This is a genomic window from Candidatus Tisiphia endosymbiont of Nedyus quadrimaculatus (genome assembly GCF_964059235.1).
In the GTDB taxonomy this organism is placed as follows: domain Bacteria; phylum Pseudomonadota; class Alphaproteobacteria; order Rickettsiales; family Rickettsiaceae; genus Tisiphia.
Genome location: NZ_OZ060452.1, coordinates 868,133 through 887,244, shown reverse-complemented (window position 1 = coordinate 887,244; position 19,112 = coordinate 868,133). Strand labels below are relative to the sequence as shown.

The window sequence follows — 19,112 nt, the reverse complement described above, 5'->3', positions numbered from 1 at the left end:
GACAATCGCATTAACATTAATTAATCTTTAATAAATAAATTAATAGGTAATAAAATGGTTTTATTTAACAAGCTACAAAATAACTTTCTTATTAATATATCTAATAGATATTTAGTAACAAGGTGCATAATTTTTCTTTTTTTTTTATTACAAGGGTTTGGTACATCTAATGTTTTGGCAGCAGGACTAAGAAATGAGCAAATATACTCAAATGATTTGGAGAATTGGAACGTAAAACAAGGGGTGAGCGAACGGAGCGTACATGAAGTACGTGAGTACGCGAATACCCCGCAGTTTTACGAAACCAATTCTTCAAAGCAGAAGAGTATAAATCTACCTCATCTAGACCCAACTACTAATAAAGAATACTTTGAAAATGAAATAGAGGCAACTCTGCAACTTATTTATGAAGCTCGTGATGAGTTGGAAATACTAGAACAAACACGTAATTCACAAATAATAGACAGATTTGGGGATTATGACAATGAGTTGAAAAAAGTATTTGGTTTACAAAACAATTATTATTCAGGAGTACTTGAGTTACTAGAAGCAGATTATTTAACATTACTTGATTCACAGAAAGAGTATAGTTCAAAGAAAAACATGATCGAAGAAAAAATATCAGATAATAAAACGCTGCAAGGTATAAAGAAGAAAGGTTTAACCGCAATAGAGCAACTAATAAAGAGCAATTCTGAAGAATATGACAAAGCTCAATCAGAAGCTAAACTAAAGGCTTTTGAGGGAAAGAAAGAATATTATCAAGCTCAATCAGAAGCTGAACGAAAGGCTTCTGAGGAAAAGGCAGAATATTATAAAGCTCAATCAGAAGCTAAACTAAAGGCTTTGGTGGACAAGGAAAAATCTTTGTCAGAAATAAAAAAAGAATTAGAGGAAACCCCACATCAAGATGCTGTATCCTTGAATAATTTGAAGAATGAGAACAACAAACAAGGAGGGAGCGAATACAACGTAGTAAACGCAGGTCCCGAAAGTATTTACGAAGGCAATTTTTCAGATCATTTAAGTATAGTTAAAATTCTAAAAAAAATAGACCTATCTCCACAAGAGCTAGGGTACGATGATAACGCAAAAGAAACTCTCTATACTAATCAGCTTAATGAAGTAAATAAAAATTTAGAAGATTTGGCACAGAAGATAAGTGAGACAGAACAGCAAGAGTCAATACTCAAGCAAGAAAAAGATAATTACGACCAACTATCAAGTGCTATCAATATAAAAAAAGAAAAAATCCGCAAGTTAAACAAAACAAAAGAATACTGTGAATCTAAGCTAGATTGTAAAGAGGCTGATAATTTATTACCTACTTTACCAAAGAAGAAACTACAGTTTAGGGATGTGGCAGCACACATTATTTCTATTATCAAAGCACAACCTCAAACTTCTAATAATTTGGTGTCAGTAAAATCACCTTATATATCTCTTGATGACCAACCTCCGCCTCCAAGCTTAAGTATGCAAACAGAGATATTACCATACCAAATAGAGGCTTCTGTTGTTACACCTCTAATATTAGATACCCCTAATAATGAAACGCTAACCGATAAAGCTATACCACAAGTAAACACTAAAAGTTTACACGATGAATTTCAAGAGTTTTCAACAGAAAATGACGGTAATAATCAATGTAAGGAGATTATTACTCGCAGACATAGCGTCGAAACAGAACAACCTAAATATTATCAAGATAAGAAAACTATTACTCGTACGTTTAGCCTCGAACTCCCCCGACCCCAATCACTAGACGAAGGTTTTTTTTCTCATCACAGCACATCAGAATCTGAAAAGGAAGAGCGGAGCGACTCTGAAGATGAATCACCCATAGATTTTCCCTTAAAAAGGTTTTCACGGTCATCTTCATTAGCACCACTCGATCCACTATATTATTCAAGAAGATCTTCTTCAGCTCCTCCTATATTGCAATCTCAGCCTCTAGAAATAGATAGAACTCCAAATGCAACATCTGATCAAGATGTTGCACCCTCTCAAAACAGTAATGAAATAGCAGTAGTAACGTTTCTACCAATAACTCAAGAGGCTGTGCCAATAGTAACTGAATCTCAGTCTCTTGCAAAAACTACACCTCCAGTAACTAAACTTCAGTATCCTGTAGAAACTATAGCTCCTATAGAAACTATGCCCTCAGTAGCTAAATTAACTAACCCTCCACCTCTTCTAGAACCGACATTCTATGAGGATAAACCTCCACCAATAACTCAAGAACAATCTTCAACAATGCACGCAATAGTTGACCAAGTTGTAATATACAATGTGGACAATAAACAAGGAGTAAGCGAAAACAACGTAGAGCTACATGAATATGAGAATCCACCGAAACTTTACAAAACTAAAAGGCAGAAAAGGAGTTTTGAAGATAATCTTGGGTTAGAAGAATTATTTAAAGAAGAGGCTGTGCCAATAGTAGCTAATGTTCAACTTCCTAAACCTGAACATCATGCAGTTGAACATATTGTAGATAAGCCTGAATATCACGCAATTGAACATATTGTAGCTAGACCTGAATATCACGCAGTTGAACATATTGTAGCTAATGATCAACCTCTTGCAGCTGCCCCTGCACCTCAACCTCCTGTAGCTAATGAGCAGCATCCTGTAGCTGATCATCAACCTCTTGCAGCTGCACCTCCTGCAGATGTAGTCCATGTAGTAGAAAATGATCTTCCTGCAGTTCAACCTCCTGAGGATGAATATCTTGCAGCTAATGGTCAACCTCAGAAGCCTGAACATGATATATTTGATGAAGATAATCTTGGGTTAGAAGAATTGTTTAAAGAAGAGGCTGTGCCAATAGTAGCTAATGATCAACCTCCTGCAGATGTAGTCCATGTAGAAAATGATCCTCCTGCAGTTCAACGTCTTGTAGCTAATGATCAACCGCAGGAAGATCAACCTCAGAAGGATAAACATCATGCAGATAATGATCAATCTCAGAAAGATGAACAGATTGTAGATAATAAGCAAACTCTCGTAGCTGCACCTCAACCTCCTGCAGAAACTATAATATTAGTTGAAAAAAAACCTTATATCCCGCCTATTAATTTCGATATCGAACAAAATATAGCAAAATATACTACATATATAGAACTTGATTACTTGGATTTAATTTCAAATGCTTTAAGTACTAGAAATAATCTATTAAAACATGATTTTACGGTAAATATGGCAGCGGCAGGGGATAATGATTATTATATTAAAAAAGGAGGGTGGATTCAAGTTATGAACTCTACTAGCAAACAAAAAGGAAATACTTTACCCTTTAAAAATAATCAGCAAGGCTTCGTTCTAGGTTTTGATGCACAGCCTCTTGATGAACTTATTATAGGAATCGCATATGCTAATGCAAATTCATACACTGAATTTCAAAGCATCTTTAATGATAAGCAAAATACTATTTTACACGTAGCTGCAATTTACAGCAAATATACCTTATCACCAAATATGTATCTGAGTTCTTATCTTAAATATGGTAAAGCCTTTATTAAAAATCTAGGGAAAAGAGATACTATATCAATTAACAGCAAGACTAAGGGTTATGTAGGACGTGCGAAGCTTGAAACTCACTATAAAGTTGATTTAGATAAATTTTTGTTCAAACCAATGGTAGGAATAATATTTGATCGTTTTCTAATCAAAAATTTTACAGAATATAGGAAAGATTTTAATATTAATGTACCAACTAGAAAAGGAAAAAGAGTATCACTTGAAACTGGAATTGATTTCAGTAAACGCATTTTGGTAAAAAATATTTCAATTATTCCTAAGGTACACTTCAAACTAGATCATACTATTCTACTAAATAATTCAAACGACATTATTAATTTTACTAGCATAGAACACCATACTCAAACAGTAGCTATCACAAAATCTCTAAGACCATCTCCAAAGAATGTTATGTATACTTTAGGAGGTTGTATAAACATGCAATCTGTATCAGCACTTGAATTAGGTGCTGGTTATGATTATAGTTTAAAGAAAAATTTTACTACCCACTCTTTCTATGTTAATGGATCAGTGAAATTTTAATACAAGTTACGCGAATTCGGGTAAGTTGCTAATGATTACATAATTAGCAACTCTCGTTAAAACTTTCCGACACTACCTACATTTCGGTTAGGTTTTTTATGAGCAAGTCCTTTCATATCTAGAGAACCATCTAGAGCAGGGGTGGCATTAGCATCGTGTAATAGCTGAGACGCATCCTTAAAAAGAGGGTCAGCTGTTACACAATCAGGTTGCAACCCGTGAACAGCAGCTGACTTTACCCTAATATTACCCTGGGCATTTTTAACTATTCCTACATATTCTCCTTTGTTTTTAAGGACTTCTTGCTCAAGTTGCTCAAGAGTGCTTTTATCTACTGGTAAAGTATAAGTTTTACCCTTACGTTTCAAATATAAAGGTGACTTATTGTCATCAGAACAAGAAAATATTTCTGTAGGTTTGGTCAGATGCACTAACTTGCCATTCTTATAGTGAGCAGTCAAATATACAGCATCTTCTTTACTAATATTACGTCCATTTGTATCTTGTACTGCAAAAGACATATGGCACGCCCCTTTCATATCTATAGATAACGGTATATTTACCACACGAGCATTTTTAATTTCTTCTCCCTTACTAGTTTTATATTTAGCATTTTTGTCATCATGATTCAATGTTGTTTCATTTATTGTCACAACATCCTGACCGTTTTGCTGCAAGCTAAAGCTTTTACCTGATGCTTTTTCTTGCCATTCAATATCTTTATACTCAGCTGCAAATTTTTTATGAATATCTGTATAGCCTCTTTGTTCAATATTTTCTATCTCTCGTAGTACTTTTGAGTCCCGAAATGCTTCGGATAATTCTCCAACATTTTCTTGGGCAAATTGAGCAAAACTGCTTGTAGATTCCAAAGAAAATTTATTAACAATTGGCTGGACTTGCTCTCTTGACAATTCCTTAAAAGCTTGCAATATTTTATCATCGTCATAAACATTACCCTTAGTTTTATTCTGAACCAACACTTTATCTACAGTTTGCTCTTCAATTGAAGTAGGTACTGTTTGCTCCTGAACAATTACCTTTGTCACATTAGTTGCAACTTCCTCGGTTGACACGCCACTATCCATCCTAGGTCTATACTCTGTACCTACTGATTGATACAACTTTTGCCTATTATCTGTTTGGCTATCAACTGCTCTAAACTCTTTAGTAATATTCTCTGTTTCCGTACTTACTGACGTCTTCTCTTTACCAGCTATCTCATCCGTTTGAATCCCAGCTCCTTGTACTTCCGGCTTAATTTGTAATTTTTTCAACTGCTCTAGAAGTGCAGCATTTTTAGCTTCAAGTTCCGCTATCCTAACATCCTTATCTTTAAGCTCTGTTACCCTAGCCTGTTCATCTTTTTGGATTCTTTGGGCATGTTCCTGAGCAACCTCCAACCTCCCCCAAAGTTCATCTATATCCCCTTTTTGTTTTTCTTCTAAGGCATTATACTCTAAATCTTTTCTTGCACTAAGTGTTTCTAGCTGATTTTTTGTATCTTCTTTTATTTTTTCTAACTGAGATTTTAAACCCTCATTCTCATCGGTTACTTTATTTAACTGAGTTTTAAAGTTTTTATTTTGGTCATATTGCTCATCAGAAATAAGTTTTTCCAACGTTAATTCTTGTTGAATTTTCTTTAGCTCTGCCTGTTGTTTTTCGTATTCTGCCTCTAAATAATTATACTCTAAATCTTTCTTCCCACTAAGTATCTCTAACTGTTCTTTTGCATTTTCTATTTCTTCTAACTGAGTTTTTAAACTATTATTCTCATTGGTTAATCCACCTAGCTGAGCTTGTAATTCTTTAGCTTGCTTACTTTCTACACCATATTCTTGCTCAGCTGCCTTTAGGCTTTCTTGAACGATTATTAATTCTTGTTGCTTCTTTTCTAGCTCACTCCGACTTTCTTGCTGCTCTAATTTTAGTTGTGATAATTCCTTATTTATCTCTTGCAATTCTGCTGCAGCTGCCTCTGATTGTTCTTTAAGCATTGCTTCATAGGCTAATCGTGCTGCCTGTAAGTCGAGAGTTGCTGATTCTTTTTCTTTAGTAAGTCCTGCTATTCGACTTTCTGCCCCTTCTCTTGTTTCTTTTAACTCAGTCGTTAGTTGATGCTGAACCTTGGTTAATTCCTCTACCTGATCTTGTAATTTTTTAGCCTGCTCACTTCCTTTTCCATGCAATTCTTCAGCTTCAAGCAATTTCTCACTAGTACCGGTTAATTCTTCTCTTGTTCTCTCTAACTCTGCCTGTTTTTCTTGCTGCTCTAATTTTAGTTGTGATAATTTCTCGTTTATTGTTTGCAATTCTGCTGCAGCTGCCTCTGATTGTTCTTTAAGCATTGCTTCATAGGCTAATCGTGCTGCCTGTAAGTCGAGAGTTGCTGATTCTTTTTCTTTAGTAAGTCCTGCTATTCGACTTTCTGCCCCTTCTCTTGTTTCTTTTAACTCAGTCGTTAGTTGATGCTGAACCTTGGTTAATTCCTCTACCTGATCTTGTAATTTTTTAGCCTGCTCACTTCCTTTTCCATGCAATTCTTCAGCTTCAAGCAATTTCTCACTAGTACCAGTTAATTTTTCTTTTGTTCTATCTAACTCTGTTTGTCTTTCTTGCTGCTCTGATTTTAGTTGTAATAATTCCTCATCTACCTCTTGCAATTTCGCTGCATAATTTTCTTTTGCTTTACTATACTCTAAATCTTTTTCCTCACTAAGTACCTCTAGCTGTTCTTTTTCATTTTCTATTTTTTCTAACTTAGTTTTTAAATCATTATTCTCTTGGGTTAACTCACTTATCCGAGCTTCTAACTTTACAAATGCATTTATTTCAAGTGCTTTTTCTAGTTCATCCAATAAACTAAGATCCTGCGGTGTAATAACTTTCTGCTGCTCTATTTGCTGCTCTTTTTTTTCTCTTTCCAGTTCTCCAATCCGTTCTTGGAGTTCACTTATTACTGCTAGATGTTTTTTCCTTTCTTGATTTACAGATAATTTTTCCGTATCTATCAATGACTTTAATTGCTCTAATTGGTAGGTTTTATAAGCTGCTTCTTCCTCTGCAATATCAAGCTTAGTATTCAACTTACCAAGCTCAATTTGATGTTTCACTGACGCCTCAACATCATTAGCTCTTTCTTGTAATATAGGATAATGACTGACTGGATCTTCTTGTTGTTGTTTTGCACTAGATAGAGGGGGGTAAGATTTTTCTTCCAATTGTTTTAATTCTTCAAACCACTGCCCTTCTTGCTGCTTACTTTGCTCAATGATTTGAGTTTTTTGCTCTATTTGATCTTGGATTTTCTTTATTTCTTCTTCTTGTAGTTTTACATTTTCATATTGCTTCACTATTATAGGACTGTCTGCTAATATAACGTCTATTTCTTTTTCTATCTCCGCTTGCCATTCCTTAAACAATTCTTGTAGTTTTAGCTGAACATAAACTGCTAGATTATCAGCTAAATCTTTATTTTGTAACTTCCCTTTTTGCTCGATTAAATAGGCCTCCCTTTCTTCTAAATTCTGCTTACTGGCATTAAGCTCGACCATAAACTGCAAATTTTTCTCAAGTAATTCTTTTTTGTTATCTTCTTTAAGTAATGCATTTCCTTCAAGTAATTGAGAAAATTCCTTTCTTCGCTCGACGTCTATATTATCAATATCTTTTCCATCTTCATGTAAAAACTCTTCAAACTCTCGGCATAGCTTAAGATTTGATACAATGTCTTTATATTGCTGCTTGATCAGTTCTAACTCTGAATCTATAAATTCATTTTGTTCTTGGATGGCTTGTGTTATTTCGTCTGCTGATTTAGCAAGTAGGTGTCCTTTTATTTTTTCCTGCTGTTTCCAAAGTTTTTCCAACAATTTTAATGCATCATTATCTTGTTCCTGCAAATTCTCTCTTAGAGTATTTAATGCTATTTGCTTATCTCGGAGATCTCTTTGTAGCACTTTGAGGTCTTCATTAGCTTTTTCAAATATACCCTGTCCAGTTTTCATCTTTTTTTGGAGTTGTGTTATTGCGGATAAAGTTTCTTCTGATTCTTGTAATGACATTTTATTTACCCATAGTTAAAATTATCTAAATTAACCTCAAATATCGATGTAATAAATTAATAGTAGGTCAAGTAATCATCGCCATTAGGGGTGATGTCACCCCTGCCGCCATTATGTCATTCCCACCCCTTCGGATGTCACCCCTGCATAGGCAGGGGTCTAGATATCTAAAGCACCCTTCCTGTCTATTTCTTTAGATTCCGCTACTTTCGCAGAATAACATCGTCCCTGCCACCATTATGTCATTCCCACCCCTTCGGATGTCACCCCTGCATAGGCAGGGGTCTAAAAAAATAGCATAGAAGGTATGTTATATAGTTTTAGATACCGCACCGAAGCAGGGATGACATAATGGCGAGCAGAGATAACACCCTAGGCTATTAAACCGATCTCTTATATCGAATTGAGGTAAAATTAATCTTATAAAATTATTTAAGTATAACTATAACTTCAAAAGTTGTTAAAAACAACTTTTAGAAGCATAATCTCTAGATTATTGGAAATCTTCTATGTTAATTTCGTGGATTTATAAGAATTCTTGCTAAAGTAATACCATTTCCCATTATTAACTACGCTAATACTACAGTTGTAGTTACTACCCAGAGCTGTCATATATGGACGAGTAAGTAAGTCAATAAGAAAAATGATGCGGGAGTAATAAAAAAATAAGCTGTCATATATTCGGCATCTAGTGCCATAATAGTTTTCGCATTCCACGCAATCCTTGGAGTTATCCACTCATTCTTACGGCTTCTAGAGCCTTGACATAAAATCTCGGACTTGTTTTTGGAATGCCCTTTTATTATCTCCAATCACTTTCGCTTATATCGTACCTCTTAAATCCTATTTACTTACTTCTTCTTTTTATATAGATAAAATACAGATAAATCTATATACACCACCAACTATCAAGCATATGCACATTTTCTTGTAACACATACATACGCTATTCTAGCTAATTTGTTTGCTATTGCCACAGCAGCCTTATTAAAGCTCATCCTTTCCAGCAATTTCTTTGCCCATTGCACTAAATGATCAGTAGGATCCTTTTGTATTTTTGCTCTGATTGCAATAGACCTTGCTCCTTGTATCAGCATAGTTCTAACATATCTATCTCCTTTCTTAGTGATAGATCCAAGACTTGTTTTACCACCTGTGCTATTTTGCTTAGGCACTAATCCCAAACTTGCAGCAAAACTTCGACAATCATCATAATTTTCATAAGCTGCTATGCTTAGTATATTAGCATTAATTTCTCCAATACCTGGTATTGTTTTTAATAAAGTAGCTGTTTCAGATTCTTTATTTATTGCTATTAGCTGTTTATCTATTGCTGATTCTTGTATTAATAACGTAGCAATTTCTTCAGCTATTACCTTCATTTCCTTATACATTCTCTCTGAAATCACACCAGCATTTTTGGCATCTTCTACTATATTTAATGCCTCACGGGCAAATTTAGATTTACTCATTTTTATGTAATAACCAAATTCAAGTAAATCACTCATTAAACCATTACTATATTGTACTCTTTGTCTAATAATATGTTGCCGACGTTTATGTAACCAACTAATCTCTTGTTGTGATATATTTTTTATACGAACCGATTTTAACTCCGGATCTTTTCCTGCTCTTGCTATTGCCAAAGCATCATTTGTATCATTTTTTTGCCGAGTTTTTGCAAAAGCTTTTACATCACATGGTTTAAGTAATTTTACTGTAAAACCTGATTCCATAAACTTATTGCTCCAATAATGACAACTGCCACATGCTTCCATTACCAATAAACTATTCTTGGGAATGTTTGTTAAAATGTAGTCTTCAAATTCTTCTCTGTGTAATTTTTTAGCTAATATTTTTTCACCATCTTTATTTAATGCAACAATATGAAAAATTGTTTTTGCTAAATCAATGCCTAGTATATTAATATCTTTCATGGTATGGACTCCTTTTTAATTATTAAATAGTATAATTATGTGACCGAATTATATTCGTGATCACGGTAGTAAGTAAAGTTTCTTTTACTTACTCGTCCATACCATCATTCTTAGCAACGGCGGGAATCTAAAAAAATAGCCTAAAAGACTATTAAACATTATTATATCCCAGCTTTTGCTGGGATGACACAATGGCGACATCACCCCTAATGGCGATGATACTGAACCTAGTATTAACTTGTTACATCGATACTTGAGGTTACTTACGATAATTTACGCTAACTACTTGATTTTCTAAATCCTGAAATAAATTCAGGATGAAGTATGCTCTAGTTTTAGATGACAACCGACTTAAACCGGACAGCAGTGCTACCTACGCGGGAATGACACACCACTGATCCACGCGGCAATGCCGTTTACAACGACATCAACCTTCCATTAGTTGTTTACGTGCAACTTTTCTTTTTCTTCTTTCTGTTTCTTGATCTTTACGAACACGTTTTACTGAAGGAGGCTCATAGAAACGCGACATTTTCATTGAACGGAACACAAGCTCTCTTTGCATTTTTCTTTTCAAATTTTTAATTGCTTGCTCACCATTCCCAGCATGAACGTTTACTAGTATCACTTTTAATTACCCCCTTTTTAGCATAAATTAGACTATTGAATGATAGTAACATTATCTATATACTAAGCTTATATGTCAAGATTAAAAGATGCATTTAATGACTATTTACGAAAAATATCATAGTTTGAAAGTACAATTTGTACAAGTTCTAGCAAGACTACTAATCTTTGATGAGTGGAATAATAAATTATTGGCAGATGCGGAAAAGGAATGTGATTTTGTTAAGGGGTATTGTCATATAATTTTTCCAAATGGTCTAAGGGAAATAGTTGATTTTTTTGAAAGCTGGCAAGATCAAAAAATGCTTGAGTTATTATCTCAACAAGAAACCTCAGCTAAAATAAAGGATAAAATTGATTTAGCTTTAAAAATTAGAATAAAAAATTGTACACCTAAACTTGTACATTTGAAGAATCGTACTTATTTTACCACACCATCAAACACTCTATTTGCTACAAAAATAGGCTTTCGTACCTGTGATTTAATTTGGCGTTATGCAGGTGATAAGTCTATAGATTATAATTATTATACTAAGAGAAGTTTATTACTCAGCGTTTATATAAGCTCGATACTCTATTACATTCAAGATGAGTCAGAGAATAATATAGATACCGATAAATATATTACTAAATCCTTATCCAATATTATAACTATAACCTCTAAATTTAAGAATATTGTAAAGCTACCAAATCCTGTCGATATACCAATTATTCGACTATTTTCATAATAATCAAGATTACAACATGACTAATAAATACTACCAAGATATCCAATCTAATGTCGATTTTCCAACGATTGAGAAAAAGATTTTAGCTTATTGGCAGAAGAACAATATTTTCCAAAAAACGATAGATGCTAGACCATCCATAAATAATGAGTTTGTATTCTATGATGGGCCACCCTTTGCTAATGGCCTACCGCATTATGGCCATCTGCTAACTGGTTTTATCAAAGATGTTTATGCACGCTATCAAACTAGTAAAGGCAAAAGAGTCGAGCGACGCTTTGGTTGGGATTGTCATGGACTCCCTGCCGAAATGCAAGCAGAGAAGGAATTAAGTATTTCTGGTAGAACGGCTATTATCAATTTTGGTATTGATAAATTTAACGAGCATTGTAGATCATCGGTCATGAAATATGCTAATCAGTGGCAGGAATATGTTAATCGACAAGCACGATGGGTGGATTTTACCAATTCCTATAAAACCATGGATAAAGCTTTTATGGAATCTGTGCTATGGGCTTTTAAAGAATTATATAACAAAGGACTGCTATATGAATCAATGAGAGTAATGCCTTATTCTTGGGCATGTGAGACACCTTTGTCTAATTTTGAAACAAGGCTAGATAATTCATATAGAGAACGAACTGATAAGGCGGTTACGGTAAGTTTTGTACTTGAGGGTAAATTACCAAATTCTGTACAATATAACGAGTACAGAATGCTGGCATGGACTACGACGCCATGGACTTTGCCGGCTAATTTAGCATTAGCCGTTGGACCAAATATCGAATATGTTCTAGTACCAAATGGCCCTGTTTGTTATATTTTAGCTAAATTTGCTTTGGCTAAATATCAGAAAGAATTAGGGCTTAGTGATGAACAAAATTATGATATAATTGAAGGTAAGTACCTATTAAATCTTACTTACAAGCCATTATTCGATTATTTTGCCAATCATCCAAGTAGCTTTAAAGTACTTTCCGGAGATTTTGTAGTTGAAGGAGACGGCACCGGTATCGTACATATGGCGCCTGGTTTTGGTGAGGATGATCAGATTCTTTGCACCTTGCAAGGAATAGAACTTGTTTGTCCTGTAGATAATGCTGGGAAATTTACTAAAGAAATTTATGATTTTGTCGGTTTACAAGTATTTGATGCTAATGATCAAATTATCATTAAGCTAAAAAATCAGGGTAATTGGCTTAAAACCGAGCAATATATTCATAGTTATCCCCATTGTTGGCGTACTGACACCCCTCTTATATACAAAGCCGTTCCTTCTTGGTATGTAAAAGTTACCGAATTTAAAGACAGAATGGTTGAATTAAATCAACAAATTAACTGGATACCCTTACATGTTAAGGATAATTTATTTGGCAAATGGCTAGAAAATGCTAAGGATTGGTCAATTAGCCGCAATAGATTTTGGGGTACACCGCTGCCTGTATGGAAATCAGATGATCCGGCTTATCCTAGGATTGATGTGTATGGATCAATAGAGGAGTTAGAAAAAGATTTTGGGGTTACAGTTACCGATTTACATAGGCCTTTTATTGATCAACTAACTAGAAAAAATCCGGATGATCCAACCGGTAAATCAATGATGGTTAGAGTAGAAGATGTCTTTGATTGCTGGTTTGAAAGCAGCTCTATGCCTTATGGGCAAGTACATTATCCATTTGAAAATAAAGATTGGTTTGAAAAGCATTTTCCTGCCGATTTTATAGTGGAATATTCAGCACAAACACGCGGTTGGTTCTATACTTTAATGGTACTGTCAACAGCCCTTTTCGACCAACCACCTTTTCTAAATTGTATTTGTCATGGGGTTATATTAGACAGCACCGGGCAAAAATTATCAAAGCGTCTTAATAATTATGCTGATCCGCTAGAATTATTTGATAAATATGGTTCTGATGCTCTAAGAGTTACCATGCTCTCTTCCAATGTAGTCAAAGGTCAGGAACTACTGATCGATAAAGACGGTAAAATGGTTTATGAGAGCTTACGTTTATTTATCAAACCCATTTGGAATGCTTACCATTTCTTTACTCTGTATGCTAATAGCGATCAGATAAAAGCAGAAAGCCACTTTAATTCTCAAAATGTGCTAGATCGTTATATTTTATCAAAACTAAAAATATCAGTAGAAAAAATCCAGTATGGGCTAGATAATTTTGATACTCAAATAGCTTATAATAATGTTGGCAATTTTTTTGAAGTATTAAATAATTGGTATATTAGAAGAAGTAGAAATCGTTTTTGGAAAAGTGAAAAAGATCAAGATAAAAAAGATGCTTATAATACCTTGTATAGTTGTCTTGAAATAATGTCTATTGCTCAATCCAGTTTACTACCATTAATTTCTGAGGAAATTTATTTAGGACTTACAAGGCTAGAAAAGCAAGGAGGCAGTGTTCATTTAGCGGATTTTCCTGAACTTGATATGATAAAAGTTGACTATGATTTGGTCAGCATCATGGATCAAGTATTAGATATTTGTAGTAATGCTTTATTCATTAGAAGTAACGAAAATATCCGGGTTCGACAACCACTGAGCAGTTTAACGATCATTAGTAAAAATAATGAATTACTAGTAAAATTTGAAGAATTAATTAAAGATGAGATTAATGTTAAAAGAGTAATTTATAAAGATGATGTAGAAAATCATGCTGATTACAAATTATCGATTAACTTTCCTAATTTAGGGAAACGTCTACCTCATAAAGTCAAAGATATCATAATAGCTTCTAAAAAGCATCAGTGGCAACTGATGAATGAGCATCTAGTAATAGCGGGAGAAACATTAAATCAAGATGAGTTCTCGCTAATTTTAGAACCTAAAAATGTTAAAGGTACAAAGTCTTTAGCTAATAATCATGGACTAATATTACTGGATTTAGAAATAACAAAAGAACTATACGAAGAAGGTATTGCAAGAGATTTAGTACGCTTTATTCAACAAGCGAGAAAAGATGCCAATTTTGCCATGAATGATAGAATCTTCCTAGAAATCATAGGCAAACCAAATTTTATGCAAATAGTTGAGCAACATAGTATATTCATTCTCGAGCAAACCTTAAGTGAATTTGCTAGCGATTTCACGCCAGAATATATGACTAATATTGAATTAAATTCAGACATAATAACTATAAGGGTAGCAAGATTTTCTAAGTAACCTCAAGTATCGATGTAAGACATCGGTTCAATAGCCTCAATGTCCTCCCGGTAAGAATTTATGTCATCAACTATGATTTTTAAAGAATTAAGTTGGTTAGAGAGTTAGCAAATAAATCTCTAGGCTTAACATTCGCAATAAACCATGACTTGATAGAAATTTAAACATATATTTATTTAAATTTCTATCAAGTCTTTGCTAATTTTAAATAATAATCATTAACAATGACTGTTGGTTAACACAACTAATGCTTAATGATTCTTGATCCACAAATCCATGTTATATTGTTTGCAATATTCAAACATATCAACTGTATTAGGGTGGTGTATGCCAAACTCCTTAATTTGTGGCTTGCCAAAGAATTTATAATTATATAAATCTTTGCTTTTACAAGCTGCTTTTGCTGCATGATTATATAAATTACTTACTGGGGCAATATTTTTACTTTTGTCTTTATATAAGTAATGATATATGGTAAACGCTTGTTTATAGGATTCGATTGCTTGTTTAATATTATTTTGAGCAAACAAAATATCTCCTTGTACTACATAACTTTCTGCTAAATCTAAATCTTGCAAATAATTTACTGTCTCAGCTTTTTTATATTCATTTGTTGAAAATATTGCCATAGCTTTATTAATGTGTTTAGATGCTTTATCTATTTTACCTAGGCCTAGCTCACTTTTTGCCATTTGTGTATAAATACGACTAAACACATAGCTCCCTTTTTGTATAGATTTCTGCATGTCATATAATTGTCTAATTTGATCATAAGCTTCTTGATATCTACCAAGGTAGTTTAACATTTCTACTTTATTTAAATAACTACTAGTAAGATATGGGCTATTAGGCGGTGTCCCATTTTTTATGTAAATTTCAATATTTTTATTATAATAATGTAAAGCTTCATTGTATTTACCGTGCAGAAAATATAAATAGCCTTTCAAACTATATATAATATGTATATCCGATTCATTAATTCCTCGTAGTTGATCTATTTGCTTTATGTATTGTTCAGTAATTTCAATATTGCCTAAAGATGCCTGAGATCCTATTATGTTTGAGATAAGAGTAAATTTTAAAAAACTATCATCATCACTAAGTTTCTCTAAAATATTTAATGCTCTAGTACTATACGAAATAGTCTCTTCATAATTTGTCAGTAAAACATTATATACCGCCATGACATTCAAATACTTAACATAACGATATTTTTGATATTCAGACATCTTGTGCAATTTAAATTCTTTATTCTTATCTTTCTGTTCAAACCAATCGACCATTTGTTTTGCTTTATAGAAATTATGAGAATTTATATATACAGCAGATAATATACATCTCAAATCAAGCATTGCATATAAATCTATATTGTATTTTTCAGAATTATTTAAAAGAGTAGTTAAATTCCCGAGTATAGTATTTGCCGTCATCCAGGCATATTGTAAATGTCTAGTTTTTGATTTTGGAAGTTTAGTAATAATATTTTCTAAATATATTTTATTACGTTTATTGCCATTTAGCTCCATTATTTTATTGCTAACTATATCATGCATTTCAAAAATAGGGTTATCCTCGCTAGGATTGATATTATTGATTAGCATAAATTTAGATAATTGATATATATCATCATCTAAACTATCTTTATGATCAGTAATGATAGTAAGAAGCTGTTTTGAGAAGCTTTGGTTATTTATCAAAGCTATTTTATTAAGTAAATTTACTGCACTAGGTTTTAATTCTTGAATAGCCATGCTGATATTTGTTGCTATTTTATCAGTTGATTGATAAATTTTCTTTTTATACTCTTCTTTATCTAGACCTTTAATTTTATTGAGTAATTGAGTCCCCTGCACTATAAGTATTGGATAACCACTAAAAGATTGCGTTAAAAATTCAACACTATTGTTATCTTTATTATCCAATAAGCTATTAGCTAAAGCTATAATAGTAGGCTTATCAAGTATGGGCATTGCTATAATATTAGATAACTTTTCATTATCTTGCGAACAAAATACTATATTACCATTATGTTCCCAATCAATTAAATCTTGTACTTTTTTATTTTCATTAACTTTTAAATTATCAAACACCAATAACCACTTATTAGTAGAAGTTAAATATGATATTACTTCTTTTTTTGCTAAAGCAATCTCTTCAGATATATTAGTTTGTTTGACTATATTGAGTTGTTTAGCTAATCTGACAAATTGTTCATTAAAATCAAGGTTACAATCAAAAAACCAAATTAGATCATAATTATTTTTATTCTCATAACCATACATCCTAATCAGTTGAGTTTTACCTATACCACTAGTACCAACTATACTTGCTTGTCTATATTTATTTAAATGTTTCTCAAGAATTTTAAGTTGTTGCTCATGATTGACAAAATAACTAACTGGGGTGATTAAATTAGTTATTTGTTCTTTTGCCAAAGTTCTAGTATTAATGATTAATAATATGATTAATAGTAAAAATTTTTTCATATAATGAAACTGTTGAAAAAAAATTATGCCCTAACGGTACGTATAAAACATATTATACGAATAACTATAAAGAATAAGCAAAAATAACTCAACTTAAGCTTAAATATTATATAATGGACTGAAAAAATTAGGGGTTATATTCTTTTATGAGCATATTTGCCGGGGGCAAGTTCGATGGATTTTAAACTATCATAATCTATCGATTTTATTAACTCACCACTATTATCTTCTAACCAAGTAAGCCAGTAAGGCCACCATGATCCTTGATGTTCGTCAGCATTAATAAACCATGATTCACTAGTAAAGGTTAAGTCTTTATTAGTTTTATAATTATATTTAGACATTGCAGGAGGATTAACCACACCTGCAACATGTCCAGAACTTGCAAGACAAAAGGTTTTGTTACCTTTTAATAGTTTTAATCCTTCATACACCGATTGCCACGGAGCTATATGATCCTCATTTGCAGCAAGGAAAAAAGAGTTACAGTCAATCTTGCTCAAATCAATTGGCGTACCAAATAATGATAAGTTACTCGATTCTTTCAATAAATTATTTAGATACATATTACGTAAGTAATAGCTATACATATTAGTTGGTAAATTCGTTGGATCAGCATTCCAATATAATAAGTCAAATGGCATTGGAGTTTGACCAAGCAGATAGTTATTAACAAAAAACGACCATACTAAATCATTAGCTCTTAGCAAACTAAAGCTATTCGACAAATAACGACCATCAAAATATCCTTTAGAATTCATTTCTTGTTCGATCATAGCAATCGATGATTCATTGACAAAAATACTTACTTCCCCGGGATTTTTAAAGTCTAAAAGGGTAGTAATAAAGCTGACACTATTAATATAATTTAAATTATTTGCCTTCAGATAAGCAATGGCAGTCGCAAGAAAAGTTCCACCAATACAATAACCCATAGCATTAATATGGTTATATCCAGACTGCATTATATATTCACAAGCTTCTAAAACTCCTTCTTTTAAATAGTCCTCAAAACTTTTATCAGCTAGAGTTTCATCGGGATTAACCCAAGAGACCATATATACTTGAAAATTATGTTCGACAAGAAATGCGACCATTGAATTATGTTCAGATAGATCAAGTATATAGTATTTATTAATACAGGGTGGAATTATAAGTAATGGTATCGACCGTGTTTTTTGCTTAGGTTCATAACATATTAACTGTATTAATTGATTCTGAAAAACAATTTTTCCTTTAGTAGTAGCTATATTTTTGCCAAGTAAAAAAGCATTATTATCGGTAGTTTTTATATTTAATATATCACTCGAATTTCTTATATCTGCAAGAAAGTTCTCTAAGCCTTGAACAAGATTCTGACCACCTGTTTCCAAAATTTTACTAAGAACTATTGGGTTGCCAAAAGCAAAATTTGACGGAGAGAAAGCATTAATAAATTGATGCGTCATAAATGCCAAATGCTGTTTAAGGTCAGGTGCTAGTTCATATTGTTCGATATTATCCTGTAACCATTCTGAAGACATTAAATAGAACTGCTTAACAAAATCAAAATACGCATTATCCTGCCAAGCTAAATCCTTAAACCTTCTATCTTTACTATTTGGTGAAAAAAGAGGAGTAGTTGATTTTCCTACAAATTTCTCTACTGAATTTATGACAAGATCCTGAAATTTCTCAACATACTGAATATTTAGTTGCCAAAATTTTTCAGGATTTTTTATAAATTGTTCACTTAAGCTTGATAAAATAACTCTATTTTTATCCATATCAATAAGAGATGCAGGGATCAGATTCCCCCTACCCTGCATAAGACAAAGTATTATCTCTTGGTATTTATCACTAACTTCTTTTATATTTTTGATTATTTCATCACTAGAAATATTATCCATTATATCCAATTCCAATTCTTCAAATCATTTAAGTAGCCTCAAATATCGATGTAAGACATCGGTTTAATAGCCTAGGATGTCATCCCTGCCCCTTCGGATGTCACCCCTGCGTAGGCAGGGGTCTAAAAATGTTTTAAT

Annotated in this window: 8 protein-coding genes; 3 read left to right on the top strand and 5 right to left on the bottom strand. The window is 32.9% G+C overall.

Going from position 1 to position 19,112, the window contains the following annotated elements:
* Positions 1-54 precede the first annotated feature (54 nt).
* The gene (locus AB3211_RS04160) at positions 55-4,065 is read left to right on the top strand and encodes an autotransporter domain-containing protein (protein WP_367363684.1); all 4,011 of its coding nucleotides are present in this window, start codon (positions 55-57) and stop codon (positions 4,063-4,065) included.
* Positions 4,066-4,121: 56 nt separating this feature from the next.
* Here the strand turns inward: AB3211_RS04160 and AB3211_RS04155 are convergent, their stop codons facing one another.
* The 3 genes from AB3211_RS04155 to rpsU all read right to left on the bottom strand — a co-directional run bounded on the left by AB3211_RS04155 (position 4,122) and on the right by rpsU (position 10,697).
* Complete coding sequence (locus AB3211_RS04155) at positions 4,122-8,132, bottom strand: Sca4 family protein (protein ID WP_367363683.1); 4,011 nt, start codon at positions 8,130-8,132, stop codon at positions 4,122-4,124.
* A 908-nt stretch (positions 8,133-9,040) separates the two neighbouring features.
* Positions 9,041-10,069 (bottom strand): IS110 family transposase, encoded by a 1,029-nt coding sequence (locus AB3211_RS04150; RefSeq protein ID WP_367363682.1) that lies wholly within the window; start codon positions 10,067-10,069, stop codon positions 9,041-9,043.
* Positions 10,070-10,496: 427 nt separating this feature from the next.
* Positions 10,497-10,697 carry a 30S ribosomal protein S21 gene (gene rpsU, locus AB3211_RS04145; protein ID WP_341748434.1) on the bottom strand — a complete coding sequence of 67 codons (201 nt, stop codon included), beginning with the start codon at positions 10,695-10,697 and terminating at the stop codon, positions 10,497-10,499.
* Between the two features lie 97 nt (positions 10,698-10,794).
* On the opposite strand from rpsU, the gene AB3211_RS04140 reads away from it, so the two are divergent.
* Together AB3211_RS04140 and ileS are read left to right on the top strand one after the other, a co-directional pair.
* A complete protein-coding gene (locus AB3211_RS04140) occupies positions 10,795-11,424 on the top strand; it encodes a COQ9 family protein (RefSeq protein ID WP_367363681.1) in 630 nt (209 codons plus the stop codon).
* Positions 11,425-11,440: 16 nt separating this feature from the next.
* On the top strand, positions 11,441-14,599 hold the full coding sequence (gene ileS, locus AB3211_RS04135) for an isoleucine--tRNA ligase (RefSeq protein WP_367363680.1): 3,159 nt from the start codon (positions 11,441-11,443) through the stop codon (positions 14,597-14,599).
* Between the two features lie 251 nt (positions 14,600-14,850).
* On the opposite strand, the gene AB3211_RS04130 is transcribed toward ileS, so the two are convergent.
* Positions 14,851-17,085, bottom strand: a complete 2,235-nt coding sequence (locus tag AB3211_RS04130) for a tetratricopeptide repeat protein (protein WP_367363679.1) — start codon at positions 17,083-17,085, stop codon at positions 14,851-14,853.
* Between the two features lie 134 nt (positions 17,086-17,219).
* Positions 17,220-18,974, bottom strand: coding sequence for a PHA/PHB synthase family protein (locus AB3211_RS04125; RefSeq protein ID WP_367363678.1), 1,755 nt, complete (start codon positions 18,972-18,974; stop codon positions 17,220-17,222).
* Positions 18,975-19,112: the final 138 nt, after the last annotated feature.

What these genes read in the sequence shown, in the direction of transcription:
- ileS (WP_367363680.1), top strand. Translation starts at nt 11,441, where the DNA reads ATGACTAATAAATACTACCAAGATATCCAATCTAATGTCGATTTTCCA.
- AB3211_RS04130 (WP_367363679.1), bottom strand. Translation starts at nt 17,085, where the DNA reads ATGAAAAAATTTTTACTATTAATCATATTATTAATCATTAATACTAGA.
- AB3211_RS04160 (WP_367363684.1), top strand. Translation starts at nt 55, where the DNA reads ATGGTTTTATTTAACAAGCTACAAAATAACTTTCTTATTAATATATCT.
- AB3211_RS04150 (WP_367363682.1), bottom strand. Translation starts at nt 10,069, where the DNA reads ATGAAAGATATTAATATACTAGGCATTGATTTAGCAAAAACAATTTTT.
- AB3211_RS04125 (WP_367363678.1), bottom strand. Translation starts at nt 18,974, where the DNA reads ATGGATAATATTTCTAGTGATGAAATAATCAAAAATATAAAAGAAGTT.
- AB3211_RS04140 (WP_367363681.1), top strand. Translation starts at nt 10,795, where the DNA reads ATGACTATTTACGAAAAATATCATAGTTTGAAAGTACAATTTGTACAA.
- AB3211_RS04155 (WP_367363683.1), bottom strand. Translation starts at nt 8,132, where the DNA reads ATGTCATTACAAGAATCAGAAGAAACTTTATCCGCAATAACACAACTC.